Below are 25,771 nucleotides of genomic sequence, written 5' to 3'. Positions count from 1 at the left end.
GGTGTCCGTGATCCAGCCACCGGTCAGTCTAGCGCGCCGACGGGCCGCGGTGTTCCGCCCGTCGGGGAGCCGGGCGCCGGCCCCCTGCGGGGGCCTGCTCGCGGGGGGTGGAGCGCAGCGGGGCCCGGCCCACGCCCGGGGAGACCGGTGCGTCGGCACCGTCCGGCGCGGCGTCGCTGCGGATGTCGATCCGGCACCCGGTGAGGCGCGCGGCGAGGCGGGCGTTCTGCCCCTCCTTGCCGATCGCCAGCGACAGCTGGTAGTCCGGCACCACCACCCGGACGGCGCGGGCCGCCGCGTCGACGACGGTCGCGCTGGTCACCCGAGCCGGGGACAGCGCGGAGGCCACGAACGTCGCGTCGTCGTCGGAGTGGTCGACGATGTCGATCTTCTCCCCGTGCAGCTCGCTCATGACGTTGCGCACCCGCTGCCCCATCGGGCCGATGCAGGCGCCCTTGGCGTTGAGCCCCGGCACGGACGTGCGGACGGCGATCTTCGAGCGGTGCCCGGCCTCCCGCGCGACGGCGACGATCTCCACGCTGCCGTCGGCGATCTCCGGCACCTCCAAGGCGAACACCTTGCGCACCAGGTTCGGGTGGGTGCGCGAGACGGTCACCTGCGGGCCGCGGAACGTGCGGGCGACCGAGACGACGTAGGCCTTGATCCGGGTGCCGTGCGAGTAGTCCTCGCCGGGCACCTGCTCGGCCGGGGGCAGGACGGCCTCCACCTTGCCGATGTCCACCAGCACCGTGCCCTCGGTGTTGCGCCGGTTGTGCGCCTGGACGACGCCGCCGACGATGTCGCCCTCCTTGCCGGCGTACTCCCCGAAGGTCCTCTCGTTCTCCGCGTCCCGCAGCCGCTGGACGATCACCTGCTTGGCGGTGCTGGCCGCGATCCGGCCGAAGTCCGACGGGGTGTCGTCCCACTCGTCGACGACCTCGCCGTCCGGGCCCTTCTCCTGGGCCAGGACGGCGACCTCGCCGCTCTTGCGGTCCACGGAGACGCGCACGTGCTGCGCGGCCCCGTCGGCGTGCCGGTACGCGGTCAGCAGGGCGCTCTCGATCGCCTGGATGACCGTGTCGACGGGGATGCCCTTCTCCCGCTCGACCGCCTTCAGTGCGGTCACGTCGATGTTCACTGTCGTCCTCCTCGTGGTGGCCGGCCGGCCCGCGGCGCGCGTCGGCGGTCCGGCCCCGGTCGCCCGGCGCCCCCGCTCGCGTCGTCCCGCTGGCCGGTCGGCCGGTGGTCCTCGTGTGTCGTGTCGTGCGCGGGCACGGTCTCGTCGCCGGTGTCCGCGGGGTCGTGCCCGTCCCGCTCGTCGTCGAGCAGGTCGGGGTCGAGCAGGTCGTCGTCCAGGTCGTCGAGGTCGTCGAGGTCGTCGTCGTCCTCGTCGTCCGCTGCGTCCTCGGTGCCGTCGGGGGAGGCCTCGACCACCAGACCGGCGTCGCGGTGACCGGCGGGGCGGCTGAACTCGACCTGCACCTGGCCGGCGCCCAGCTCGGCCCAGCGCACCGTCCGGTTCCCCGCGGCCTTGGCCACCCGGCCCTTGCCGCCGGGGCGCTGCACGGCCAGGGTCACCCCGTCGTCGTCCACGGAGACGACCCGGCCGGTCAGCGGGTCGCCCGCTCCCCCGGGCCCGGTGGCGACCACGACCAGCCGGCCCACGTTGCGCCGCCAGTGCCGGGGCAGGGTGAGCGGCCGGTCGACCCCGCGGCTGGTGACCTCCAGCACGTAGGGCGAGCGGCCCATGTCGCCCTCGGCGGCGTCCAGGACGTCGGACAGCGCCCGGCTGACGTCGGCGATCGAGTCCAGCGGGACGCCGTCGTCACTGTCGATCGCGACCCGGACGACGCTGCGCTGGCCGGCCTGGCGGACCACCAGCTCCTCCAGGTCGAACCCGGCCGCAGCGACGATCGGCTCGATCCAGCCGGTCAGCGCCGCGACGGTGGCATCGGGGGTCTTCCCGGCCCGGGATGCGGACACCGGCAGCTCCTCCGTGGTCGTGGTGACTGGTGGTCGTGAGGTCGGCGCCCGGCGGGCGCCGGGTCCGCTCCCGGTGTCATGGTGCCGCGCCCGCCGGTGGATCGGCAGGTCGGGCGTGCGGCGGAGGGAGGGGCGCGCGTCGCGTCGGACCGGCGCGCCGCGCCGGTCCGGGCGGTGGTCGTGCGGCCCGGAAGGGGCCAGGTTACCGCCCTGGCGGGCGGACACCCCCGCGGTGCGTCACGGGCAGCGGTGCACCGGTGCCAGGATGGGGTGGTGACCGGCGCCCCTGAGTTCTCCCGGCGCACGCTGCTGGTGGCCGCGTCCGCCGGCACCCTCGCCCTCACCGGCTGCACCTCCTTCAGCGACAGCGACCCGGCCGACGAGGTGACCGCCGCGCAGGTCGACCAGCTGGCCGGCCAGGTCACCGCGCAGGAGGCGCTGGTGGCCGCCTACACCGCGGCCTTCGCCGCCTCCCCCGAGCTGGCCGCCCAGGCCGCCGGGCTGGCCGAGCAGTGCAGCGACCAGCTCGCCCGGCTGCGCGCCGCGGCACCCGGTGCACCCGGCCCGGCGACGGGCACGCCCCCCGCTGCACCACCCGGGGACCCCCGCGCGACGCTGCGCGCCGCGGTGGCCGCCACCGCGGCGTCGCACGCCGCCGCCTGCCCGGACTTCAGCGGCGCCCGCGCCGCCCTGCTGGGCAGCCTCGCCGCGGGGCTGCGCGGCCAGGAACGGCTGCTGGCATGAGCGCCGACGTGCTGGCCGCCGACGACGGCCCCGACCCGGACGCCGCCCGCGCCGAGGAGGACGCCGCCCTGCAGGATGCGCTGGCCGCCGCGCACGCCGCGATCTGGGGTCACGGCGTGCTCGGCGGCGCCCTGCCGGAGGCCGACCGCCCCGTGGTCGTGGCCGGCGAGGAGGCCCACCGGGACGTGCGCGACCGGGTGGCCGGCCTGCTCCGGTCCCGTGGCCTGCAGCCCGCAGCGCCCCGGGCCGGCTACCGGCTGCCGTTCCCGGTGCTCTCCCCGGTCGACGCCGCGGCCCTCGGCGTCGTGCTCGAGGACGGCGTGGCCGCCGCGTGGGTCACCGTGCTCGGCCGGGCCGTGGAGCGCGCCACCCGCGAGCTCGCCGTCACGGTGCTCGGTGCCACGGAGCTGCGCGCCGTCGACTGGCGCACCCGGGCCGGGCGCAGCCCGGTGACCGAGGCCTTCCCCGGGTTGTGACCGGCCGGTGCTGTCCTACAGGGCGCCGAGGAAGGCGTCGGTGACGGCGACGGCCGCGCTGCTGGACTGGCCGGCCTCCACGAGCACCGCGAACGCGATGTCGCCCTGCGGGCCGCCGAGCTGGTAGCCGACGAACCAGCCGTGCGAGTCCGGTGGGGTGTTGGTGCCGAACTCGGCGGTGCCGGTCTTGCCGAACACCTGGCCGCGGTCGGTGAGCGCGGTGGCGGTGCCGCTGAGCACCACCTCGCGCATCATCGGGCGCAGCGCGTCCAGCACCGCGGCGGGCGGGCCTGCCGGGGCAGCGCCCGCCGGCGTGCCGCCGACGACCTCGACCGGGGCGGCCGGCGTGCCGCTGGCGATGCCGGCGGCGACCAGGGCCATCTGTGCGGGGCTCATCAGCACCTGGCCCTGACCGATCGCGTCGGCGGCCTTGGTGGTCTGGCTGCCGGGCGGCTGCACGCTGCCGCTGAACAGGTCGACCGGCAACTGCCAGTCCGAGCCCACGCCGTAGGACGCCGCCGCCGCCCCGAGGGCGTCGTCCGGGAGGGCCAGTGCCTGCTGGATGAAGGTCGTGTTGCAGGACTGCGCGAAGGCCTCGGTGAACGGCACGGTGCCCAGGTCGAACTGGTCCTGGTTCTCGAACTCCCGCCCGTCGACCACGGTGGTGCCGGGGCACGGCACCGCCGTCGCCGGGGTGAGGGCGCCCGCCCCGAGCAGCGCGGTGGCGGTGATCGCCTTCATGCTCGACCCGGGCGGGAACTGCCCGGCCAACGCGTTCGTGGCGTTGGCGGCCTCGTTGGAGGAGACGGCCAGCAGCTCACCGGTGCCCGGCCGCACCACGACGACGTGGGTGGCCAGCGGCTGGGTGGCCGCCGCCGCGTCGGCGGCGTTCTGCAGCGCCGGCACCAGCGGGGTCTGCACCGAGGTGCCGGGCACCGGGTCGACGGTCGCGACCACCCGGCCCGGGTCGTCCAGCGCCTCGTCGGTGGCAGCGACCGCCACGGTGAACCCGGCCGTACCGGTCAGCTGGTCCTGGTAGGCCCGCTGCAGCCCGGACAGGCCGAGCACGTCGCCCTCGGCATAGCGCCGCTGCCCGTCGTCGTCGACGGCGGCGTCCAGCACCTCGGCGGTGGCGCCGCCCACCCGGCCGAGCAGCGCGGCCGCGAAGCGGGCGGTGGGGGCGAGCAGGCGGGTCTCGGTCGGGAAGACCGCGCCGGGCAGGTCGAAGACCTGGGCCCGGATGCGCTCGAAGTCCGGCCGGCGCAGCGTGATCACCGGCACGAACTGCCCGGCCGGGGCGGCCTGCACGTCGGCGGTGATCTCCTCGGCCGACACCCCGGTCGCCGCGGCGAGCGCGCCGGCCAGCGCGGGCAGGTCGGTGACCTGCGCGGTGTCGACGCCGACGTTGACCACCTCGGTGGGGGCGAACAGCGGGGCGCCGGTGGCGTCGGTGAGCGGGGCGCGCGGCGGCAGGCTCCGGGTGAGCACCAGGCGCTGGCCCTCGGCGAGCTCCGGGTTGACCACGGTCGGGTCGGACACGACCTGCCAGGTGTCCTCCACCTGCCGCAGCTGCAGCGTGGCGTCGTAGGTCCAGTCCGGGGCCGCGGCCAGGTCCCAGGTCGCGGTCCACGCGACGGTCGCGGTGTCGTCCTCGACGGTCACCGCACCGAGGTCGGCAGCGAGGGTGGCCGAGGCCAGGTCGCTGGCGGTCTGGTCCAGCAGCGCCTTGGTGGCGACAGCGTCGGTGGTGTCGTCGGCGGCGGCCTGCAGGTCGCCTGCGGTCCAGTCGTCCAGGAATGCCTGCGCGGCGCTGCGGACCTCCTCGCTGCCGTCGCCGGAGCACGCGACCAGGGTGGGGCCGGCCAGCAGCAGCACCATCGTCGCCAGGACCGGCGCCCGTCTCCCCCGCATGCCGACACCCTCTCAGACGGCGGCACCGCTCCCGGTGAGGTCGCCCGGTCGCGTCGGGAGGGCACCGGGGTGTGCCCTCAGAACAGGACCGAGGAGTAGGTGCCGACGTGCCGGAACCCGACCCGGGCGTAGGCGGCCCGCGCGGCGGCGTTGAAGTCGTTGACGTAGAGGCTGACCACCGGGGCGATGCACTGGCGGGCGTACTCGACCACCGCGGCCGTGCCGGACTGTCCGATGCCCCGCCCACGGTGCCGGGGCGCGACCCACACGCCCTGCACCTGGCAGGCGGCCCGGGAGACGGCACCGATCTCGGCCTTGAACACCACCTCGCCGTCCTCGATCCAGGCCAGCGACTGCCCGGCCCGCACCAGCTCGGCGACCCGGGCGCGGTAGCCGGCGCCGCCGTCCACCCGCAGCGGGCTGACGCCGACCTCCTCGGTGAACATGGCGATCGCGGCCGGCATGAGCACCTCGATCTCCGACGGGTGCACCGGTCGGACCCGCGGCTCGGCCGTCACCGCGGGTGGGCCGTCGATGGCCAGCAGGGGCTGGCGGGCGCGCAGGTCCCGCGGCGGGCCCCAGTGCGGTGCCAGCAGCTGCCACAGCGGCGCCACCGACGGCGCCGGACCGACGATCGTCGAGCAGCGGCGGCCGCTGCGGCGCGCCCGGTCGGCGAAGGCCGCCGCGGCAGCCGCCTCGTGGCCGCGGCGCGCGAACGGGATCAGGTTGGCGCCGGCCAGGCAGATCGCGTCCAGCCGGTCCCGGGGGCCGAAGCCCCACAGCGGTGCGCCGAGCGAGCCCGCCGCGACACCGTGGGTCTCGATCCGGCCGGCGAGCATGCACGCGGCGACCGGGTCGGTGTCCAGCAGTGTCCGCACGTCGCCGTCGTCGACGTCGCCCAGGACCCGGGCCGGGAGCGCACGCAGCACGGGGTCGCCCGTCGTCAGGCCGGGCGGGTCAGCTGACGGCCACGACCGGCGGCCCGGACGGCGTCCCGGCGTCGGTCATGGCCTCGGCGATCTTCATCGCCTCCTCGATCAGGGTCTCGACGATCATCGACTCGGGCACCGTCTTGACCACCTCGCCCTTCACGAAGATCTGGCCCTTGCCGTTGCCCGACGCCACCCCGAGGTCGGCCTCCCGGGCCTCACCGGGGCCGTTGACGACGCAGCCCATGACGGCCACGCGCAGCGGCACCTCCATGCCCTCGAGCCCGGCGGTGACCTCGTCGGCCAGCTTGTAGACGTCGACCTGGGCCCGCCCGCAGGAGGGGCAGGACACGATCTCCAGACCGCGCTGGCGCAGGTTGAGCGACTCCAGGATCTGGTTGCCGACCTTCACCTCCTCGACCGGGGGCGCGGACAGCGAGACGCGGATGGTGTCGCCGATGCCCTGGCTGAGCAGTGCACCGAAGGCCACGGCCGACTTGATCGTGCCCTGGAAGGCGGGGCCGGCCTCGGTGACGCCGAGGTGCAGCGGGTAGTCGCACTGGGCGGCCAGCAACTCGTAGGCGCGCACCATGACCACCGGGTCGTTGTGCTTGACCGAGATCTTGATGTCGCGGAAGTCGTGCTCCTCGAACAGCGCGCACTCCATGAGCGCGGACTCCACGAGGGCCTCCGGCGTCGCCTTGCCGTACTTGGCCAGCAGCCGCTTGTCCAGGCTGCCGGCGTTGACGCCGATCCGGATCGGGGTGCCGCGGTCCTTGGCGGCCCTCGCGATCTCGCCGACCTTGTCGTCGAACTTCTTGATGTTGCCCGGGTTGACCCGCACCGCGGCGCAGCCGGCGTCGATCGCGGCGAAGACGTAGCGCGGCTGGAAGTGGATGTCGGCGATGACCGGGATCTGCGACTTGCGCGCGATCTCGGCGAGCGCCTCCGCGTCGTCGGTGTCGGGCACCGCGACGCGCACGATCTGGCAGCCGGAGGCGGTGAGCTCGGCGATCTGCTGGAGGGTGGCGTTCACGTCCGCGGTCTTGGTGGTGCACATCGACTGGACGCTGACCGGGGAGTCGCTGCCGACGGAGACCGAGCCGACCTGGAGCTGCCGGGTCTTGCGCCGGGGAGCCAGGACGGGCGGGGGGGCGGCGGGCATGCCGAGACTGACAGGGATCGCCATGGCCCCAGTATCCCCCTCCCCGCCGCACGCGCTGGTGACCTGCGCGACGGCGGCGCTACTGCAGCGTGATCGGGTTGACGATGTCGGCGATCACGAGCAGCCCGGACAGCAGGACGAACACCCCGGCCACCGCGTACGCGGCCGGCATCAACCGGGCGATGTCGAACGGACCGGGATCGGGCCGGCCCCGCAGCCGGGCCACCACCGAGCGGGCCTTCTCGTACAGCGCACCGGCCACGTGCCCGCCGTCCAGCGGGTACAGCGGGACCAGGTTGAACAGGAACAGCACCATGTTCACGCTGGCCAGCAGGCTGAGGAAGAAGCTGAGCTTCTCCAGGGCGCTGAACTGGGTGAGCGCGAAGTACTCCCCGGACAGCCGGCCCACCCCGACCACGCCGATCGGGCCCTGCGGGTCCCGCTCGTCGCCCAGGAACGCCGCGCCGAAGAGGGCCGGCACCCGCTGCGGCAGCTCGACGAGCTTGTCCACCGACTGGGACACGACCATGCCGAAGTACCGGGGCACCACGCTGAACGGCTGGCGGTCGAACCCCGGCGAGGGCGCGACGCCCAGGTAGCCGGCGGTCACGGTGCCGGTGCCGTCGGTGTCGACGACGGTGTTCTCGATCGGGGTGACGGTGAGCTCGCGGCGCTGCCCGTCGCGCTCGACGGTCAGCGGCACGGCCTGACCGGGGTTGCTGCGGATGGCGTCCTGCACCGTCGTCCAGCTGTCGAAGACGGTGGGGTCGACGGTCTTCCCGTCGATGGCCACGATCGTGTCGCCGGGGCGCAGCCCGGCCTCGGCAGCGGGGCTGGGCACCGGCAGCGCACAGTTCGCCGTCCCCTGGGTGCAGGTCTGGCCCGCGTCGGCACCGGAGGTCACCAGCGGCACCGTGCAGGGGTCCGGAGCGTCCGGGTCGCTGCTGATGCTCGCCGCGTTGGCCGGGACGACGCAGGCCGGGACCTCGTCGATCTGCGTGGTGAGGACGGACGTGCCCAGGGCGGTGAGCGTCAGGGTGAAGAAGACGACGGCCAGGACCAGGTTGTTGAACGGCCCGGCGAACATGACGATGACCCGCTGCCACCACGGCTTGGCGTAGAACACCCGCCCGGTGTCGCTGGGCCGCACGTCGTCGAGCGCGGCGCCGCGGACCTCGGCGATGAAGCTGCGCATGCGGGTGGCCCGCTTGCTCTCGCCCTGCTCGGCCGGCGGGATCATCCCGACGATGCGGATGTAGCCGCCGAGCGGGATGGCCTTGATGCCGTACTCGGTCTCGCCCCGGGTGCGGGAGAACAGCGTCGGGCCGAAGCCGACCATGAACTGCGGCACCCGCATGCCGAACTTCCGGGCCCAGAAGAAGTGGCCGGCCTCGTGGAAACCGATCGAGAACAGCATGCCCACGACGAAGGCGACGATCCCGAGGACCGTCAACAGGAAGCCGCTCAGTCCGAACCTCCGGCGATCGCTGCGCGGGCGTGGTCCCGGGCCCACCTCTCGGCGGCCAGGACGTCATCGACGCAGGTGGGGACGCCGAGGTCCGGCGCCGCGCCGAGAGTACGCGCGATGACCGTGACGATGCCGGGGAACGACAGGCGACCCCCCAGGAAGGACGACACGGCCTCCTCGTTGGCCGCGTTGAAGATGGCGGGCACCACCCCGCCGGCCTCCCCGGCCTCCCGGGCGAGCCGCAGGGCACCGAACGCCTCGTGGTCGACCGGGGCGAAGTCCCAGCTGCTGGCCGTCGACCAGTCCAGCGCCGGCTGCACCTCCGGCAGCCGGTCCGGCCAGCCCAGCGCCAGCGCGATGGGCAGCCGCATGTCCGGCGGGCTGGCCTGCGCGATGGTGGCGCCGTCGGAGAAGGTGACCATGGAGTGCACGATCGACTGCGGGTGCACCACCACGTCGATGTCGGCGTACGGCACCCCGAAGAGCAGGTGCGCCTCGATCAGCTCCAGGCCCTTGTTCACCAGCGTGGCCGAGTTGATGGTGACGACCGGGCCCATCGCCCAGGTCGGGTGGGCCAGGGCCTGCTCGCGGGTGACCCCGGCCAGCTCGGCGCGGCTGCGGCCGCGGAACGGGCCGCCGCTGGCGGTCAGCACCAGCCGGGCCACCTCCGCGCGCCGTCCGCTGCGCAGGCACTGCGCCATCGCCGAGTGCTCGGAGTCCACCGGCACCAGCTGCCCCGGTGCCGCCGCCGCGGTGACCAGGTCCCCGCCGGCGACCAGGGACTCCTTGTTCGCCAGGGCCACGGTGCGGCCGGCGGCCAGGGCGGACAGCGTGGGGCGCAGCCCGATCGAGCCGGAGATGCCGTTGAGCACCACGTCGGCGGGGCGGGCGGCGAGCTCCTCGGCGGCCCGCGGGCCGGCCAGGATCTCCGGCAGCCGGTACTGCCCCGTGGCCCAGCCCCGCTGCTGGGCCGCCGCGTAGAAGGCCAGCTGCAGGTCCTGGGCGGCGGTGGCCCGGGCCACCGCCACCGTGCGCACGCCCAGGGAGAGCGCCTGCTCGGCCAGCAGGGCGACGTCACCGCCACCGGCGGCCAGGCCCGTGATGGTCAGCCGGTCCGGGTTCTGGGCGACCACCTGCACCGCCTGGCGCCCCACGGACCCGGTGGACCCCAGCACGGTGACCTCTCGCAGCTCGCTCACGGCGGCATCCTCCCAGCCGTGCGCGGCACGCACCGACCCGAGCCGGTGCGCCGGGTGGCGCGGGGCACCGCCTGTCATGATGGAGGGGTGAGCGAGCAGAGCAACCGGGGCGCACGTGGGGCCCGCGGCACACGGGTCATCGGCAACGAGCAGTCCCGGGACGAGGTGGCGATCGTCCGCCCCGGTTCCGAGCCCGTCACGCACGAACGGCCGGAGGAGTGGGGGTGGCACGGCGAGACCGGGCGGAAGGGCCGCATCGGCGGCTGGATCATGGTCTCGGTGATCCTGTCCTACTTCGTCGGCAACCACGAGGGTCGTGTCGAGGACCTCTGGCTGGGCGGCATCGCCCTCGTGCTCGTCGTCATCCTGGTGTGGGACATCGTCCGACGCCGCAACGCCTGGCGCGGCTGACGGGCGCCCCGCCGGGGACGGCGGGGGCCCGGGTCAGACGCTGACGCCGATGAGCGAGCCGATGCCGTAGGTGGCGGCCGCCGCCACGGCGCCGAACAGCAACTGCCTGGCCCCGGCGTACCACCAGGCTCGCGGGGTGAAGCGGCTGGACAGCGCGCCCGCCGCCACCAGGCCGAGCCCGCCGCAGACCAGTGCGGGCCACAGCAGCTCACCGCCCAGCAGGTAGGGCAGCAGCGGCAGCAGCGCCCCCACGGCGAAGCACAGGAACGAGGACACCGCCGCCGTCACCGGCGAGGGCTTGTCGTCCGGGTCCAGCCCCAGCTCGGCCAGCGCGTGCACCCGCAGCGCCTTCTCCGGGTCGCGGGACAGCGCCTCGGCGACCTGCTCGGCCAGGCTCCGGTCCAGGCCGCGGGCCACCCACAGGTCGGTCAGCTCGGCCAGCTCGCCCGCCGGGTCGGCCTGCAGCTCGCGCCGCTCCTTGGCCACCTCCAGGTCCAGCTGCTCGTTCTGGGTGCGCACCGAGGTGTACTCCCCCAACGCCATCGAGATCGCCCCGGCGACCAGCCCGGCCACCCCGGCCAGGACGACGGCCCGGGCGCTGCCGCCCCCGCCGCCGACGCCGGCCACCAGTGCGGTGTTGGTGACCAACCCGTCCATCGCGCCGAAGGTGGCCGCCCGCAGCCAGCCACCGGAGACGTCGGCGTGGCTGTGGTCGTGCGCCTCCGGACGCTCCTCGGTCAGCGGGGCGCTCACGCGTCGTCCTGCGAGCCCAGCCCGACCGTCTCCTCGGACTGCTCCGGCATCGGCAGCGCGATGCTGGGCAACCCGTCGGCGGCCTCGGCCAGGTCGGCCGCGGCCAGCTGGCCGCAGGCGCCGTCGATGTCCTGGCCGCGGGTGTCGCGCACCGTGGTGGCCACCCCGGCGGCCCGCAGCCGGGCCACGAACTCCCGCTGCGCCGGCAGGGGGCTGGCGTCCCAGCGGCTGCCCGGGGTCGGGTTCAGCGGGATGAGGTTGACGTGGGCCAGCCGGCGCGCGAGCAGCCGGCCGAGCAGGTCGGCCCGGAACGGCTGGTCGTTGACGTCCCGGATGAGCGCGTACTCGATCGAGTACCGGCGCCCGGTGCGCTGCGCGTAGCCGTCGGCGGCCTCCAGCACCTCGGTCACGTTCCACCGGGTGTTCACCGGCACGAGGGTGTCGCGCAGCTCGTCGTCCGGTGCGTGCAGGCTGACCGCGAGGGTGACGGCGAGCCCCTCCTCGGTGAGCTTGCGGATGGCCGGCACCAGCCCGACGGTCGAGACGGTGACCGACCGCTGGGCCAGGCCCAGGCCGTACGGGGCCGGGGCGAGCAGCGCGTCGAGGGTCGTGCGCACCCGCGCGTAGTTGGCCAGCGGCTCGCCCATGCCCATGAAGACCACGTTGGACAGCCGGCCCGGGCCGCCCGGGATCTCGCCGGCCGCCATCGCCGCTGCGGCGGCCACCGCCTGGCCGATGATCTCGGCCGCGGACAGGTTGCGGGTCAGCCCACCCTGCCCGGTCGCGCAGAACGGGCAGGCCATGCCGCAGCCGGCCTGGCTGGAGATGCAGACCGTGGCCCGGTCCGGGTAGCGCATCAGCACGCTCTCCACCAGTGCGCCGTCGTGCAGCCGCCACAGCGTCTTGCGGGTGCGGCCGCCGTCGGCGCTCTGGTGGCGGACCACGGTCAGCAGGCCGGGCAGCAGCGCCCCGGCGAGCTCGGCGCGCACCGCCGCGGGCAGGTCGGTCATGGCCGCGGGGTCGGTGGTGCCGGCGTAGAAGTGACGCGCGAGCTGGTCGGCGCGGAAGGCCGGCTGACCCAGCTCGGTGACCGCCGCGCGGGCCTCCGCACGGGTGAGGTCGGCGAGGTGGCGCGGCGGCTTGCCGCGCTTGGGTGGGTCGAAGACGAGAGGCAGGGCAGTCATGGCGCCCTCCATGGTCCCACTACCGTGGGCCCGCGTGGCCGGGTCCAGCAGTGAGCTCCCTCCTCCCCAGCCGGTGCTCGACTCCGTCGGGGTGGGCCCCTGGCCGGGTCCGTGGCCCGACGACCCGCGCTACGACCCCGAGCTGCTGGCCCACGGTGACCGGCGCAACGTGGTCGACCGCTACCGCTACTGGTCGGTGTCGGCGATCGTGGCCGACCTGGACACCCGCCGGCACCCCTTCCACGTGGCCATCGAGAACTGGCGGCACGACCTGAACATCGGCACCGTGGTGCGCACCGCCAACGCCTTCCTCGCCGCCGAGGTGCACGTGGTGGGCAACCGCCGCTGGAACCGCCGCGGCGCGATGGTCACCGACCGCTACCAGCACGTGCGCCACCACCCGGACGTCGCCGCGCTGCACGCGTGGGCGCGCGCGGGCGGGCTGCCGGTGCTGGCCGTGGACAACCTGCCCGGCGCGACGCCGCTGGAGACCGCGGTCCTGCCCCGCGCCTGCGTGCTGCTGTTCGGCCAGGAGGGCAGCGGGCTCAGCGAACGGGCCACGGCGGCCGCGGACGAGGTGCTGTCCATCGCCCAGTTCGGCTCCACCCGGTCGGTCAACGCCGGTGTCGCCGCCGGCATCGCCATGCACGCCTGGGTGCGCCAGCACGCCGGGGAGCCGTCGTGAGCGTGCTGCTGCACCTGGTCGAGCCCGCGGCCTGGCGGGCCGCGCTGGACGCCGGCGCCGTGCGCCCGCCGTCGCTGGCCGAGGTGGGCTTCGTGCACCTGTCCCGGCCCGACCAGGTGCACCTGCCGGCGGCCCGGCTGTACCCGGGACGCCGTGACCTGGTGCTGCTCGTCGTGGACCCGGCCCGGCTGACCGACCCGGTGCGGGACGAGCCGGGGGTGCCCGGCGACCCGGCGAGCATGCGCTTCCCGCACCTGTACGGCCCGCTGCCGGTGACCGCGGTGGTGGCCGTGGTGCCGTGGCTGCCGCCCCGGACTCCGGCGTTACCGCGACCGGACGACGCCCTGGGCCGGGCGCTGGCCCTGCAGCTGTCCCTGCCGGTGCGCCGGTCCCCCCGGGTGGACGACGTCCCGGGCGGGGTCGCGGTCAGCGACCCGCGGTACGCGCACTCGCACGAGGACAACCGGGTGCTGCTGATCGACCCCGTCGACGCCGACACGGTCGAGGCGGTGGTGACCCAGGTCGCCACCGAGCGGGCCTGGCCGGCGGCCGTGGCGACGCTGCGATGGCCGGGGGCCGGGCCGGTCGCGGCCGCGCTGGGTCGGCGGGGCTGGGCGGTCGACGAGACGCTGGTGATGGCGCGGACCGGGCCGGTGCCGGTCACCGACGACCACCGCACCGAGGTGGTGCCCCAGCACGCGGTGCACGACTTGTGGCGCGCGTCCTGGCGCCACGAGCTCGCCGGTCGGGCCGACCTGGACGACGTGGTGGCCGACCTGGTGGGGCGGGAGCAGGGCAACGACCGGGTGGTCGCGGTGCACGACGTGGTGGTGCGCGAGGCCGGCCGCGTGGTCGCCTCCGGCCAGCTCCGGGTGGACGGTGCGACCGCCTCGGTGGAGGCGGTGCTCACCGACCCCGGGTACCGGGGCCGCGGGCACGCCGGGGCCGTGCTGGACCGGCTGCTGGCGCTCGCCGAGGGGGCCGGGTGCGACCTGGTGGTGCTGGAGGCCACGGCCGACGACTGGCCCCGGCACTGGTACGCCCGCCGCGGCTTCACCGAGGTGGGCCGGTCCTGGACCGTGGTGCGCCCTGCTGATCCCGCGCGTCCCGCACCCCGGACCTCCGCGAGCCCGTACGTGGGACGCCCTCCTCAGGTCGGGGCGACCACCGAGAGGATCAGGTAGGCGACGGCCGCGGAGGGCAGCAGCGAGTCCATCCGGTCCATCAGGCCGCCGTGGCCGGGCAGCAGGTGCCCCATGTCCTTGATCGCCAGGTCCCGCTTGAGCAGGGACTCCCCCAGGTCCCCGAGGGTGGCCGTGACGGCGATGGCCACCCCGTAGAGCACGCCACCCCACCAGGTGCCGTCGAGCATGAGCGTGACGAACAGGGCGCCGGCGATCGAGCAGGCGACGACGGAGCCGGCCATGCCCTCCCAGGTCTTCTTCGGGCTGACCGACTCCGCCATCGGGTGCTTGCCGAACAGCACGCCGGCCTGGAACCCGCCGACGTCGCTGGCCACCACGGTGGCGATGAACGCGATCACCCGGGCCACCCCGTCGTCCGGGAGGGTCAGCAGCACGGCAAAGCCGGCGAGCAGCGGCACGTAGAGCGCCACGAACACGCCGGTGGAGGCGTCCCGCAGGTAGCCGACCGGCCCGTCGCCGAGCCGCCACAGCAGCACCGCGAACACGGTGAGGAAGAAGCCGACCGCCAGCCCGGTGGGTCCGCGTTCCCACGCCAGCGCGAGCATCGCCAGCGACCCGACGAGCAGCGGGGTCAGCGGCGGGTCGTACTGGCCCTTGCGCAGCGCGCGGGTCAGCTCCACCACGCTGACCACCACCGCGACCAGCACGACGAGCAGGAACGCCGGCTTGTGCAGGAACAGGCTGGCCAGGATGACCGCCCCGAGCGACAGCCCGACACCGATCGCCGCGACCATGTCCCGGCCGGCCCTGCCCGTGCGGGCCGGTGGCGCGCCGGTGGGGTTCGGCTCCAGCGTGGCGCCGCTGACAGCCGCACCGGGGGCGTCCGGGAGGGCGGTCAGCGGGACGTCGTCCGCCGCGTCGTCGCGCTCGTCGTCGGCGTCGTACCGGTCGTCGGCGTCGTACCGGTCGTCGTCCGGGTCGTCCCAGTCGTGCGTCTCCACGGCCTCGGAGCGGACCGTGCGGTCGAGCTCGACCCGCTCCGGGTCGGATGCGGGCGCGCGGCCGGCGTCCAGCAGGTCCGGCAGCGCCAGCCGAGCGGTGCCCTCGGGTGCCTCGGGCTCGACCCTGCGCATCCGGGCCGTGCCGTCCGGGGTCGCGCCGGGGTGGGCGTCCGGTGCCCGCGCCGCGCGGGGCAGCGGCGGGTGGGTCAGTCCGGCCAGCCGGCCCCGCCCAGCACCGGTACCCGGTCCGCCGGGACCGGGTACCTCGTCGTCGGGCTCGTGGCCGCGGGGGTGGGATGCCATGGCGTGGTCGCGGAGGTCAGACCTCGAGCAGCTCGGCTTCCTTGTTCTTGACGGCTTCGTCGATGGCGGCGGTGTGCGTGGCGGTCAGGTCGTCGAGGTCCTTCTCCGCGCGGCGGACCTCGTCCTCACCGGCCTCGCCCTCCTTGTTGATGCGGTCGAGTTCCTCCTTGGCTCGCCGGCGCACGTTGCGGATCGCGACCTTGGCGTCCTCGCCCTTGCCGCGGGCGACCTTGGCCAGGTCACGCCGGCGGTCCTGGGTCAGCTGGGGGAACGTGACCCGGATGATCTGGCCGTCGTTGCCGGGGTTGACGCCGAGGTCGCTGTCCCGGATGGCGCGCTCGATGGCCTGCAGCTGCGTCATGTCGTAGGGCTTGATGACGGCCATGCGGGCCTCGGGGATGCTGATCGAGGCCATCTGCGGCACCGGGGTGAGCGCGCCGTAGTAGTCGACGAGGATCTTGTTGAACATCGACGGCGCCGCGCGGCCGGTGCGGACCGAGCCGAGGTCCTCGCGGGCGACGGACAGTGCCTTGTCCATCCGCTCCTCGGCGTCGAGCAGGGTGTCGTCGATCACGTGTGTCTCTCCTCCTGCGGCGCGGGTGGCCGGGGCCTGCCCGCTGCCGTCGATGCGGGCCGTGGTCTCGTGTTGCGATCGTGCGGTACTCCGGCGGACCGCGCCCGGCGAGCGACGGTCCTCGGTGCCGACCTCCGGCGGAGGGGTCAGGCCTGCGGGCTGATCAGGGTGCCGATCCTCTCACCTGCGACCGCCCGGGCGATGTTGCCGTCGCTGAGCAGGTCGAAGACGACGATGGGCATCTCGTTGTCCATGCACAGGCTGATCGCCGTCGCGTCGGCGACCTTCAGCTGCTTGGCGAGCACCGTGGCGTAGTCCAGGTCGCGGTACATGGTCGCGGTGGGGGTGGTGCGCGGGTCGGCGTCGTACACGCCGTCCACGCCGTTCTTGCCCATCAGCAGCACCTGGCACTCGATCTCCAGGGCGCGCTGGGCGGCGACGGTGTCGGTGGAGAAGTACGGCATCCCGGCGCCGGCGCCGAAGATGACCAGCCGGCCCTTCTCCAGGTGCCGCATGGCCTTGCGCGGGATGTAGGGCTCGGCGACCTGGCCCATCGTGATGGCGGTCTGCACGCGGGTCTGCAGCCCGGCCTTCTCGCAGAAGTCCTGCAGGGCCAGGCAGTTCATCACCGTGCCGAGCATGCCCATGTAGTCGGCGTGGCCGCGGTCCATGCCGGCCTGGGAGAGCTCGGCCCCGCGGAAGAAGTTGCCACCACCGACGACGACGGCGACCTGGGTGCCGTTGGCCACGACCTCGGCGAGCTGCTCGGCCAGGTTGCGGATGACCAGCGGGTCGACGCCGACCTTGCCGCCGCCGAAGGCCTCCCCGGAGAGCTTCAGCAGCACCCGGTGGTAGCCGTCGCTGTCCGCGGGGCGGAACGCGGTCGGCGCCGACAGCGGGGGCTTCTCGGTCATCGTCATCTGGTCATCCTGTCCTCGGTGGCGTTCGCTCGATCCTGCCGCATGGTCCCCGGACCTCGGCCGGCCGCGGACAGACGACCGGCTCCGCCCCCCTCATCGGGGTGCGGAGCCGGTACTGCCCCGCTGCCAGGGTCCCGACGCATGCGGAGCACGTGACGAGGGCAGCGGGGTCCTCTCAGAGCTGGCCGACCTCGAAGCGCACGAAGCGGTCGACGGTCAGGCCGGCGTCGGCGATGACCTGCTTCACCGTGCGCTTGGGCTCGACGATCGAGGGCTGCTCGAGCAGGACGAAGTCCTTGTAGTAGGCGTTGACCCGACCTTCGACGATCTTGGTGATCGCCTGCTCGGGCTTGCCCTCCTCCTTGGCGGTCTGCTCGGCGACCCGGCGCTCGGTCTCGACCGTCTCGGCCGGGACCTCCTCGCGGGTCAGGTAGCGCGGGCGGGCGGCGGCGATGTGCATCGCCAGCGAGCGCGCGGCGTCGGCAGTGCCGGCCGAGTACTGCACCGCGACACCGATGGCCGGGGGCAGGTCGGTGGCCCGCTTGTGCAGGTACGTGGCCGTCTGGCCCTCGAAGACCGCGAAGCGGCTCAGCACGAGCTTCTCGCCGATCCGGGCGGACTCGCTCTCCATCAGCTCGGCGACGGTCTGGCCGTCGACGTCGGTGGCCAGCAGCGCCGGCACGTCCGCGGGCTTCGCGGTCAGCACCACGTCGAGCAGTCGCTCGGCGAGGGCGGAGAAGTCCTTGTTCTTGGCGACGAAGTCGGTCTCGCAGTCGAGCTCGAGCAGCACGTTCTCCCGGCTGACCACGAGGCCGTTGGTCGTCGAGCGCTCCAGGCGCTTGCCGACGTCCTTGGCGCCCTTGATCCGCAGGAACTCGATGGCCTTGTCGTAGTCGCCGTCGGCCTCGGTGAGGGCCTTCTTGCAGTCCATCATGCCGGCGCCGGTGGCGTCGCGCAGACGCTTGACGTCCGCAGCGGTGAAGTCGGGCATGTCGTCCTCTCATCTACTGGGCAGCGCCCCGGAGGAGAGCCGGAGCGGCGTGGTACTGGGCGGGCGCGGGGCCCGTGCGTCGTGGACGCGCAGTGCGCCGCCCCTCGTCGTGAGGGGCGGCGCCCGCGTCATTCCCCGCCACCGCCCGGGCGTGCACGAGCGGCAGCAGGGGGTGCTGCTACTGGGCGGTGCCGCCCGCGGCCGGGGTCGCCTCGCCGGCGGGGGCCAGCACCTCGGTCGCCGCGGGGGCGGCCGGGGTGTCGATGGCCGGGGCCGGCGCCGGGGTGGCGGTGTCGGCCGGCACGGAGCTGTCGGCGGCGGCAGCGGCGTCGCCACCCTGCTGGCCGGTGAGCAGCTCGCGCTCCCAGTCGGCCAGCGGCTCGGCGTCGGCGACCGGGGCCGCGCTGTCCTCGCCGCGACCGGCGTTGGCCTGCGCCGCGGCGCGGGCCATGAGGCCCTCGGCGACGGCGTCGGCGATCACGCGGGTGAGCAGGGCGGCGCTGCGGATGGCGTCGTCGTTGCCCGGGATCTTGTAGTCGACCTCGTCGGGGTCGCAGTTGGTGTCGAGGATCGCGACGACGGGGATGCCCAGCTTCCGGGCCTCACCGACGGCGATGTGCTCCTTCTTGGTGTCCACGATCCAGACGGCGCTGGGCACCTTCTGCATGTCGCGGATGCCGCCGAGGGAGCGCTCGAGCTTGGCCTTCTCGCGGGAGAGGACCAGCTGCTCCTTCTTGGAGAGGCTGACGAGCGCGCCCGTCTGCTCCAGGTCCTCGAGCTCCTTGAGGCGCATCAGGCGCTTGTGCACGGTCTGGAAGTTGGTGAGCATCCCACCGAGCCAGCGCTGGTTCACGTAGGGCATGCCGACGCGGGTGGCCTGCTCGGCGATGACCTCCTGCGCCTGGCGCTTGGTCCCGATGAACATGATCGAACCGCCGTGGGCCACGGTCTGCTTGACGAACTCGTAGGCCTGGTCGATGTACCCCAGCGTCTGCTGGATGTCGATGATGTAGATGCCGTTGCGCTCGGTGAAGATGAAGCGCTTCATCTTCGGGTTCCACCGACGCGTCTGGTGCCCGAAGTGCACCCCGCTGTCGAGCAGGTTCTTCATGCTGACGACTGCCATGTGCAGCCTCTCTGTCCACGCGCAGCACCGACCGGGGCCGGGCCGTGCTGTTCTCGGTTCACGCGGGCACCGGGTGGTGCTCCGCCCTGGCGTCCCGTGCGGGCCACACCCCCGGCGGTGGAGCTGCCGGGACCGAGGTGGCGACCGCCCCACCGGTGGACGGCGGGGTTGGGGGACGCGCGAAGTCGGGCCGTCGCGAGACGGACCGCGTCCAGCAGCATACCCCGGCCGCGACACCGGCCCGACCGCGCTCGTCCACAGGGGCCCGGCTGTCCACAGCCGGCTGCGGACGCCGCCACGCGGGCGGCCGGCGCCGCAGGCTGACCCGGTGCCCAGACCTGCCCACCGACGACGATCGGTCACCGCCCTCACCCTGCTGGCGTTCGCGCTGCCCCTGCCGGCCGCGGTCGCCGCACCGGCGCCCGAGGCGTCGGCGGCCGCTGCCCCCGCCCCGACCCCGGGCTGGGCCTGGCCGCTGCCCGGACCAGCGGCCGTCAGCCGGCCGTTCGGCCTGCCGGACGGCCCCTATGCGGCCGGCCACCGCGGGGTGGACCTGGTCGGCGAGCCGGGCACGGTGGTCACCGCGGCCGGTGCGGGCGTGGTGGTCTTCGCCGGCACCATCGCCGGGCGCCCGCTGCTGAGCATCGACCACCCCGGCGGGCTGCGGACCACCTACGAGCCGGTGCAGCCGTCCGTCGGCGCCGGGACGGCGGTGGACGCCGGCACGCCGGTCGGGGTGCTGCTCGCCGGCCACGCCGGCTGCCCGGCGGCGGCCTGCCTGCACTGGGGCCTGCGCCGCGGGGAGACCTACCTCGACCCGCTCACCCTGCTCGCCCCGACGCAGGTGCGGTTGCTGCCGTGGACCTGACCTCCGCGCCGGACCGCTCGCGCACCGACACCCGCATCCGACTGCTCGGCGCGGTCCAGGCGTTCGTCCTCGCCTGGCTGGCGCTGTTCCTCACGACTCTGGCCGTCAGCTACCGGGAGGGCACGCTGGCCGCGATCACCGCCTGGGCCGTCCTGGCGGGCCTCCTGGTCCTCGTCCGGCAGGCCGCCCGGAACCGGCGGGGCGCCCGGATGGGGCTCGCCGCCATCACCCTGCTCCTGCTGGCGGGGAACGTGTGGGTGCTCACCCAGGGGTTCGTCCCCCCGCTGGTGCTGCTGCTGGCCGCGCAGGCGGCGTTGCTGGTGGTCCTGCTGCTGGACCGGGACTGACCGCGTGCGCCGTTCGTGCTCGTCGGCACCTGAGCACCCGGACCGCCCGCGATCCGGACGCCGCCTGATCGTCCGCCGTGGCTCGAGCGGATCGGGGACCGGCTCAGACGAGGCGCTCCCACAGACCGTGGTCGAGGAGGAAGCGCCGAACGACGTCGAGCTCGACGACGGCCTGCTCCGCGCGGTCGACTGCGGGGCCGGCAGCCCACCACTCGGCACCGGGCAGGCCCGCCGAGAGGTAGACGCGGCTGCCGGGCCGGGGTGCCTGCCGTGGATCACGGAGCCGGGCGACGACGACCCCGTGTGCTGGCTCCCAGAGCCGGACCACCCCCTCGCCCTCCCCCAGCACGACGGCGTCGTACCAGCGCCAGACGACGACCTCGGCGCCATCGGGTGCCACGGCCAGGGCCACGAGATGCCCCGGGGACACCCGCTCGACCCGGGGCGACGGGAAGGGCAGCGAGTAGCGGACCTCGACCTGCTGCCCGTCGACGACGACCGTGCAGCACTCCTCGGTGGTGCCGAGGACGATGGCCGGGCGCACGCTCAGGCGATGTCGGCGAGCTTGGTGCGCAGGTGCAGCACGGCCTTGGTGTGCAGCTGGCAGATGCGGCTCTCGGTCACGCCGAGGACGCGGCCGATCTCGGCCAGGGTCAGGCCCTCGAAGTAGTAGAGGCTGACGACGACCTTCTCCCGCTCGGGCAGCTGCTCGACGGCCCGGGCCAGCAGCTGGCGGGCCTCGCCGTGCTCCACCATGGCCTGCGGGTCGAGGGCTGCGGAGTCCTTGAGCGTGTCGACCAGCCGGGGTGCCGAGCCGTCCTCGTCGTTGAGCAGCTCGTCGAGGGCGACCACGTTGACCAGGGAGAGCTGGCCGAGGAACTTGCGGATCTCCTCGACCTCCATGCCCATCTCCGCGGCGACCTCGGAATCGGTGGGGCTGCGCTGCAGCTTGGCCTCCAGCGAGGCGACCGTGCGCTCGAACTCACGGGCCCGCACCCGCACCGAGCGCGGGATCCAGTCGGTGGAGCGCAGCTCGTCGATGATCGCGCCGCGGATGCGGGTCATCGCGTAGCTCTCGAACTTCACCTCGCGCGAGGGCTCGTACCGGGTGATCGCGTCGATCAGCCCGAAGGTGCCGTAGGAGATGAGGTCGGCCTGCTCGACGTGGGCCGGAAGACCGCTGCCCACGCGGCCGGCGACGTACTTGACCAGCGGTGCGTAGTGCAGGATCAGCCGGTCGCGCAGGGCGGTGCCCCGGTCGGCCACGTAGCGGGCCCAGAGGTCGGCGATCGCGGCGTCCGCGTCCCCCGCCGCACCGATCCGGGTGACCGTCGCGTCAGCCACGGTTGCCCTCCGACACGACTCGCATGGTGCTGGCCACGATGTCCCCCGTCATCTCGCACTCGTCTCAGGCACGGGGGTGGGCGCGGGCGTGCTCCGCGCGCAGCCGCTCGACCGTGACGTGCGTGTAGATCTGCGTGGTGGCGAGGCTAGCGTGACCCAGCAGCTCCTGGACCGACCGGAGGTCGGCGCCGCCCTCCAGCACGTGCGTGGCGGCGCTGTGCCGCAGCCCGTGCGGGCCGATGTCCGGGGCACCGGGCGTCGCGCCGAGCGCGGCGTGCACGACGCGCCGCGCCTCGCGCGGGTCCAGCCGGCCGCCGCGCCGGCCCAGCAGCAGCGCCGGGCCGCTGTCCGGGTGCGCCAGCCGGGGTCGCCCGGTGCCCAGCCAGGCGTCGAGCGCGGTCTGCGCCGGGCGGCCGTAGGGCACGCTGCGTTCCTTGCGGCCCTTGCCGAGCACACGGACCAGCCGCCGGGCGGGGTCGACGTCGTCGACGTCCAGCCCGACCAGCTCACCCACCCGGATCCCGGTGGCGTACAGCAGCTCGAGCACGAGTGCGTCGCGCAGCGCGACAGCGGCGGTCAGCGGGTCGCCGTCCGGGTCGCCGGTGGACTCCGCGGCCCGGGCCACGGCCGACTCGACCACCGTGCGCGCCTGGTCGGCGCCCAGCACGTCGGGCAGCGGGCGGTGCGCCTTGGGGCTGACCAGCCGCTGGCCGACGTCGTGCGGCAGGTGACCGGCCCGGTGCAGGTGGGCGGTGAACGACCGGGCCGATGCGGCCCGGCGCGCGGTGGTGGAGCGGCTGCCCCCGCGGGTGCGGCCCTGGGCCAGCCAGCTGCGCAGCACGGACAGGTCGAGGTCGGCCGGAACCGAGCCGGAGCGCCGGACGAGGTGGTCCAGCAGCGAGACCACGTCGCCCACGTAGGCCCGGACGGTGTGCGCGGAGAGGTTGCGCTGCAGCCGCAGGTGCTCCTCGTAGCCGTCGAGCACCTCGGTCAGCGCCGGGGGCAGCGCCGCACGCTGGTCTGCCGTGGACGGGCCCATGCCGGCCAGCCTGCGTCGCCGACCCGAGGACGGTCAACGCGCCGCGCCGCCGGTGGCCGCGTGCGTCACCCGCCAGCCCGAGCCGGTCCACTCAACCAGCTCGGCGAGCTCCAGGGCCGGCAGCACCCGCAGCACGTCGAGCACGTCGCAGCCGGCGACGGCGGCCAGCCGCTCGGGCGGTACCCCGGTGCGGACCGGGCAGGCGTCCAGCACGCGGCGGGCGATGTCGGACAGGTCGTCACGCGGGGTCTGCGGACGTTCCGGCGGGGCCGCGAGGTCCGAGCCGATCGCACCGACCGTCTCGACCACCTGCGCTGCGGTGGCGACCAGGGCGACCCGCTTGGTGGCGTCCCGGAGCAGCTCGTGGCACCCCACCGACATGGCCGAGGTGACCGGGCCCGGCACGGCCATCACCTGCCGGCCCAGGTCCGCGGCGCGGTTGGCGGTGGCCTGCGCCCCGGACCGGGCCGCCGCCTCGATCACCACGGTGCCCTGGGTGAGCCCGGCGATCAGCCGGTTGCGCACCAGGAATCGGTGCCGCAGCGGCGCGCAGCCCGGCGGCCACTCGCTGACCAGCAGCCCGTCCTGCAGCACGCGGGCGAACAGCGCGGAGTGTGCGACCGGGTAGACGCGGTCCACCCCGCAGGCGAGCACGACGACAGTGGGCACGCCGGCGGCCAGGGCACCCCGGTGCGACGCCGCGTCGATGCCGAAGGCGCCCCCGGACACCGTGGTCCAGCCCCGCTCCCCCAGCCCGTACCCCAGGTCGGTGGCGACGTGCTCGCCGTAGCCGGTGGAGGCGCGCGACCCGACCAGGGCCACCGAGCGCTGCACGAGGTGGTCCAGCCGGGGCCTGCCGCGCACCCAGAGCGCCAGGGGCGGGACGAGCTGGAGCGTGCGGTCCCGCTGCGGCAGCGGGGCGACCGGCTCGCGCAGCACGGCCAGCTCGAGGCAGTGCAGGGACAGCGCCGGCCACTCGTCGTCCTCCGGGACGACCAGCCGGGCCCCGCACCGCTCGGCCCGCCGCAGGTCGGCCAGGCTCTGGTCGTCCGCGACGCGGGCCCCGGCCAGCGCCGTGACCCGGGTGGGCGCCCGGCCCTCCCGCAGCGCGCACACGGCGTCCACCGGCCCGACGTCGGCCACGTAGCGCCACACGTCCAGCGTGCAGGGCTCCACCAGCCGGGACAGCCACGCCCGGGCACGCCGGACCGCTGCACCGGCCCGCACCTCCCCCGACGGTCCCGGCTCGGTCGGCGCGTCGCCGGCGTGCCGCCGCAGGTCCTCGACCAGCTCGTCGCTCACGCCGCCACCCGCTGCAGCCGCATGCCCAGCGCCTCGGCCACGTGGTCCGCATCGGGCACCGTGGCACCGTGCAGGTCGGCGACCGTCCAGGCCACCCGCAGCACCCGGTCGAAGCCGCGTACCGACAGCGCCCCCCGTTCCAGCGCCCGCTCGGCCAGCGCGAGCGCGCGGCGCGGCACCGGCCAGCGCTCCCGGAGCAGCTGGCCGGGCACGTGGCCGTTCAGCGTCACCCCGGAGCCGTGCAGCCTCACCGCCGCGGCGGCACGGGCGGCCCGCACCCGCCGTGCCACGACCGCGGTGGACTCCTGGGGCGGCCGGTCCACCTCCAGCCAGGCCGCCCGCGTGACGGCCGGCAGGTCGACCCGCAGGTCGATCCGGTCCAGCAGCGGCCCGGAGACCCGCGACTGGTAGCGCCGGCGCTCCAGCGGGCTGCAGGTGCAGGCGGTGTCCCCGGCCGCAGTGGCGCACGGGCACGGGTTCGCCGCCAGCACCAGCTGGGACCGGCACGGGAACGTGGCCTGGCCGTTGGCCCGGTGGATGGTGACCTCCCCGCGCTCCAGCGGCTGGCGGAGCGTGTCGAGCACCGACCGGGGGAACTCCGGCGCCTCGTCCAGGAAGAGGACGCCGCGGTGGGCGCGGCTGAGGGCACCCGGGCGGATCTGCCCGGAGCCGCCGCCGACGAGGGCGGTCATGGTGGCCGAGTGGTGCGGCGCCTCGAACGGCGGCCGGGTGACCAGCGGCGCCCCCGGCGGCAGCGTGCCGGCGATCGAGGCGACCGCGGTGACCTCCAGGGCCTCGACCTCGTCCAGCGCCGGCAGCAGGCCCGGCAGCCGCTCGGCGAGCATGGTCTTGCCGGCACCCGGTGGCCCGGTGAAGAACACGTGGTGCCCCCCGGCGGCGGCGATCTCGACCGCCCGGCGGCCGGTGGCCTGGCCCAGCACGTCGGCCAGGTCGGGCCCGGGCTCGGCGGCGGCGTCGGGGCTGCGCACGTGCGCCGGCAGTGGTGCCCGGCCCCGCAGGTGCGCGACCACGTCGGCCAGCGAGGTGGCGGCCAGCACCGCCACGCCCGCGACCAGCGCGGCCTCGTCGGCGTTGCCCGCCGGGACGACGACCTGCCGGTGGCCGGCGGCCGACGCGGCGACGACCGCGGGCAGTACGCCACGCACGGTGCGCAGCGACCCGTCCAGGCCCACCTCGCCGAGCAGCACCAGGTCGCGCACCACCGGCGCCGGGACGACGCCGGCGGCGGCGAGCACCGCCACCGCGAGGGCCAGGTCGAAGCCGCTGCCCTGCTTGGGCATCGACGCCGGGGACAGGCCGATCGTGACCCGCCGGTTGGGGAACTCGTAGCCGGTGTTCACGACCGCGGCCTTCACCCGGTCGACAGACTGGCGCACCACCGCGTCGGGCAGCCCGACCAGCACGACGCCGGGCAGGCCACTGGCCAGGTCGACCTCCACCTCGACCATCGCGCCGCGGACCCCGACGATGCCGACCGACCAGGTGCGGGCCAGCGTCATCAGAAGGCCCCGCGCAGGTGGCGCACCCGGGGCAGCCCGGACGGCGGCACCAGCACCCCGACGACGTCGAAGCGCAGGTCGGGCGCGTGCTCGTCGTGCGCAGCGAGCCAGGCCGCGGCCAACCCGCGGAGCCGGCGCCGCTTGAGTGCGGTGACCGCCTCGACCGGGTGGCCGTAGCCGGTGGCCGTGCGGGTCTTCACCTCGCAGAACACCAGGGCCGAACCGTCCCGGGCGACCAGGTCGAGCTCACCGGCCCGGCAGCGCCAGTTGCGGTCGACCACGTGCATGCCGGCGTCGGTGAGCACGCGCACCGCGACGCGCTCGCCGAAGGCGCCGAGCTGGGAGCGGGCCGGGGGCACGCCGGGAGGGCGGGATGTCGTCAC

General features: G+C 75.0%; 27 protein-coding genes. 7 read left to right on the top strand and 20 right to left on the bottom strand.

What is annotated here, in order from left to right; all coding sequences use genetic code 11:
- Positions 1-28: 28 nt before the first annotated feature.
- The gene (gene nusA / locus G1H19_RS17740; RefSeq protein ID WP_162393538.1) at positions 29-1,138 is read right to left on the bottom strand and encodes a transcription termination factor NusA; all 1,110 of its coding nucleotides are present in this window, start codon (positions 1,136-1,138) and stop codon (positions 29-31) included.
- The gene (gene rimP / locus G1H19_RS17735) at positions 1,135-1,983 is read right to left on the bottom strand and encodes a ribosome maturation factor RimP (protein ID WP_162393537.1); all 849 of its coding nucleotides are present in this window, start codon (positions 1,981-1,983) and stop codon (positions 1,135-1,137) included. The genes nusA and rimP overlap by 4 nt, the downstream gene beginning before the upstream one ends.
- 273 nt (positions 1,984-2,256) lie before the next feature.
- Here rimP and G1H19_RS17730 point away from each other — a divergent pair, with 273 nt between their 5' ends.
- A complete protein-coding gene (locus G1H19_RS17730; protein WP_174278112.1) occupies positions 2,257-2,727 on the top strand; it encodes a hypothetical protein in 471 nt (156 codons plus the stop codon).
- Entirely contained in the window at positions 2,724-3,203 is a 480-nt protein-coding gene (locus G1H19_RS17725; RefSeq protein ID WP_152728172.1) for a ferritin-like domain-containing protein, read from the top strand. Before G1H19_RS17730 ends, G1H19_RS17725 begins: the two co-directional genes overlap by 4 nt.
- 15 nt (positions 3,204-3,218) lie before the next feature.
- On the opposite strand, the gene G1H19_RS17720 is transcribed toward G1H19_RS17725, so the two are convergent.
- The 5 genes from G1H19_RS17720 to dxr all read right to left on the bottom strand — a co-directional run bounded on the left by G1H19_RS17720 (position 3,219) and on the right by dxr (position 9,875).
- Positions 3,219-5,114, bottom strand: a complete 1,896-nt coding sequence (locus G1H19_RS17720) for a penicillin-binding transpeptidase domain-containing protein (protein ID WP_152728174.1) — start codon at positions 5,112-5,114, stop codon at positions 3,219-3,221.
- A 77-nt stretch (positions 5,115-5,191) separates the two neighbouring features.
- Positions 5,192-6,043, bottom strand: coding sequence for a GNAT family N-acetyltransferase (locus G1H19_RS17715; protein WP_235928367.1), 852 nt, complete (start codon positions 6,041-6,043; stop codon positions 5,192-5,194).
- 28 nt (positions 6,044-6,071) lie between these two features.
- Positions 6,072-7,232: a flavodoxin-dependent (E)-4-hydroxy-3-methylbut-2-enyl-diphosphate synthase gene (ispG, locus tag G1H19_RS17710; RefSeq protein ID WP_152728176.1), complete on the bottom strand. Its 1,161-nt coding sequence runs from the start codon at positions 7,230-7,232 to the stop codon at positions 6,072-6,074.
- A 55-nt stretch (positions 7,233-7,287) separates the two neighbouring features.
- On the bottom strand, positions 7,288-8,661 hold the full coding sequence (locus G1H19_RS17705) for a M50 family metallopeptidase (protein WP_235909430.1): 1,374 nt from the start codon (positions 8,659-8,661) through the stop codon (positions 7,288-7,290).
- Positions 8,662-8,672: 11 nt separating this feature from the next.
- Positions 8,673-9,875 carry a 1-deoxy-D-xylulose-5-phosphate reductoisomerase gene (gene dxr, locus G1H19_RS17700; protein WP_193616487.1) on the bottom strand — a complete coding sequence of 401 codons (1,203 nt, stop codon included), beginning with the start codon at positions 9,873-9,875 and terminating at the stop codon, positions 8,673-8,675.
- Between the two features lie 87 nt (positions 9,876-9,962).
- Between dxr and G1H19_RS24150 the strand changes: the two genes are divergently transcribed.
- Positions 9,963-10,286: a DUF2631 domain-containing protein gene (locus tag G1H19_RS24150; protein ID WP_174278113.1), complete on the top strand. Its 324-nt coding sequence runs from the start codon at positions 9,963-9,965 to the stop codon at positions 10,284-10,286.
- 33 nt (positions 10,287-10,319) lie between these two features.
- Here G1H19_RS24150 and G1H19_RS17690 read toward each other — a convergent pair whose 3' ends face one another.
- Together G1H19_RS17690 and rlmN are read right to left on the bottom strand one after the other, a co-directional pair.
- A complete protein-coding gene (locus G1H19_RS17690; RefSeq protein ID WP_162393535.1) occupies positions 10,320-11,039 on the bottom strand; it encodes a VIT1/CCC1 transporter family protein in 720 nt (239 codons plus the stop codon).
- Positions 11,036-12,223, bottom strand: a complete 1,188-nt coding sequence (gene rlmN / locus G1H19_RS17685) for a dual-specificity RNA methyltransferase RlmN (RefSeq protein ID WP_152728180.1) — start codon at positions 12,221-12,223, stop codon at positions 11,036-11,038. The genes G1H19_RS17690 and rlmN overlap by 4 nt, the downstream gene beginning before the upstream one ends.
- A gap of 34 nt (positions 12,224-12,257) precedes the next feature.
- On the opposite strand from rlmN, the gene G1H19_RS17680 reads away from it, so the two are divergent.
- Together G1H19_RS17680 and G1H19_RS17675 are read left to right on the top strand one after the other, a co-directional pair.
- On the top strand, positions 12,258-12,908 hold the full coding sequence (locus G1H19_RS17680) for a TrmH family RNA methyltransferase (RefSeq protein ID WP_235928365.1): 651 nt from the start codon (positions 12,258-12,260) through the stop codon (positions 12,906-12,908).
- On the top strand, positions 12,905-14,092 hold the full coding sequence (locus G1H19_RS17675) for a GNAT family N-acetyltransferase (protein WP_162393534.1): 1,188 nt from the start codon (positions 12,905-12,907) through the stop codon (positions 14,090-14,092). Before G1H19_RS17680 ends, G1H19_RS17675 begins: the two co-directional genes overlap by 4 nt.
- Here the strand turns inward: G1H19_RS17675 and G1H19_RS17670 are convergent.
- From G1H19_RS17670 to rpsB, 5 genes are all read right to left on the bottom strand, one after another.
- Positions 14,059-15,357: a phosphatidate cytidylyltransferase gene (locus G1H19_RS17670; protein ID WP_235909431.1), complete on the bottom strand. Its 1,299-nt coding sequence runs from the start codon at positions 15,355-15,357 to the stop codon at positions 14,059-14,061. The genes G1H19_RS17675 and G1H19_RS17670 overlap by 34 nt on opposite strands.
- 16 nt (positions 15,358-15,373) lie before the next feature.
- The gene (gene frr, locus G1H19_RS17665) at positions 15,374-15,931 is read right to left on the bottom strand and encodes a ribosome recycling factor (RefSeq protein ID WP_162393533.1); all 558 of its coding nucleotides are present in this window, start codon (positions 15,929-15,931) and stop codon (positions 15,374-15,376) included.
- Between the two features lie 146 nt (positions 15,932-16,077).
- Positions 16,078-16,851 (bottom strand): UMP kinase, encoded by a 774-nt coding sequence (gene pyrH / locus G1H19_RS17660; RefSeq protein ID WP_268895409.1) that lies wholly within the window; start codon positions 16,849-16,851, stop codon positions 16,078-16,080.
- Positions 16,852-17,026: 175 nt separating this feature from the next.
- On the bottom strand, positions 17,027-17,842 hold the full coding sequence (tsf, locus tag G1H19_RS17655; protein WP_152728183.1) for a translation elongation factor Ts: 816 nt from the start codon (positions 17,840-17,842) through the stop codon (positions 17,027-17,029).
- Positions 17,843-18,020: 178 nt separating this feature from the next.
- A complete protein-coding gene (gene rpsB, locus G1H19_RS17650; RefSeq protein WP_152728185.1) occupies positions 18,021-18,968 on the bottom strand; it encodes a 30S ribosomal protein S2 in 948 nt (315 codons plus the stop codon).
- Between the two features lie 328 nt (positions 18,969-19,296).
- Here rpsB and G1H19_RS23485 point away from each other — a divergent pair, with 328 nt between their 5' ends.
- Both G1H19_RS23485 and G1H19_RS17640 read left to right on the top strand, forming a co-directional pair.
- Entirely contained in the window at positions 19,297-19,836 is a 540-nt protein-coding gene (locus tag G1H19_RS23485; RefSeq protein ID WP_235928363.1) for a murein hydrolase activator EnvC family protein, read from the top strand.
- Positions 19,827-20,183 (top strand): hypothetical protein, encoded by a 357-nt coding sequence (locus tag G1H19_RS17640; protein ID WP_162393532.1) that lies wholly within the window; start codon positions 19,827-19,829, stop codon positions 20,181-20,183. Before G1H19_RS23485 ends, G1H19_RS17640 begins: the two co-directional genes overlap by 10 nt.
- 103 nt (positions 20,184-20,286) lie before the next feature.
- On the opposite strand, the gene G1H19_RS17635 is transcribed toward G1H19_RS17640, so the two are convergent.
- The 6 genes from G1H19_RS17635 to G1H19_RS17610 form a co-directional block, all read right to left on the bottom strand.
- Positions 20,287-20,727, bottom strand: a complete 441-nt coding sequence (locus tag G1H19_RS17635) for a hypothetical protein (RefSeq protein WP_152728189.1) — start codon at positions 20,725-20,727, stop codon at positions 20,287-20,289.
- 2 nt (positions 20,728-20,729) lie between these two features.
- Positions 20,730-21,527, bottom strand: coding sequence for an RNA polymerase sigma factor WhiG (gene whiG, locus G1H19_RS17630; protein ID WP_162393531.1), 798 nt, complete (start codon positions 21,525-21,527; stop codon positions 20,730-20,732).
- A 64-nt stretch (positions 21,528-21,591) separates the two neighbouring features.
- Positions 21,592-22,566 (bottom strand): tyrosine recombinase XerC, encoded by a 975-nt coding sequence (locus tag G1H19_RS17625; RefSeq protein ID WP_152728191.1) that lies wholly within the window; start codon positions 22,564-22,566, stop codon positions 21,592-21,594.
- A gap of 33 nt (positions 22,567-22,599) precedes the next feature.
- Positions 22,600-23,868, bottom strand: a complete 1,269-nt coding sequence (gene dprA / locus G1H19_RS17620; protein WP_235928361.1) for a DNA-processing protein DprA — start codon at positions 23,866-23,868, stop codon at positions 22,600-22,602.
- Positions 23,865-25,388 (bottom strand): YifB family Mg chelatase-like AAA ATPase, encoded by a 1,524-nt coding sequence (locus G1H19_RS17615; RefSeq protein ID WP_152728193.1) that lies wholly within the window; start codon positions 25,386-25,388, stop codon positions 23,865-23,867. The genes dprA and G1H19_RS17615 overlap by 4 nt, the downstream gene beginning before the upstream one ends.
- Complete coding sequence (locus G1H19_RS17610; protein WP_235928350.1) at positions 25,388-25,771, bottom strand: YraN family protein; 384 nt, start codon at positions 25,769-25,771, stop codon at positions 25,388-25,390. Before G1H19_RS17610 ends, G1H19_RS17615 begins: the two co-directional genes overlap by 1 nt.

This window comes from Goekera deserti (assembly GCF_010685995.1).
Taxonomy (GTDB): Bacteria; Actinomycetota; Actinomycetes; order Mycobacteriales; family Geodermatophilaceae; genus Goekera; species Goekera deserti.
This window is presented reverse-complemented; position numbering and strand designations above follow the sequence as displayed.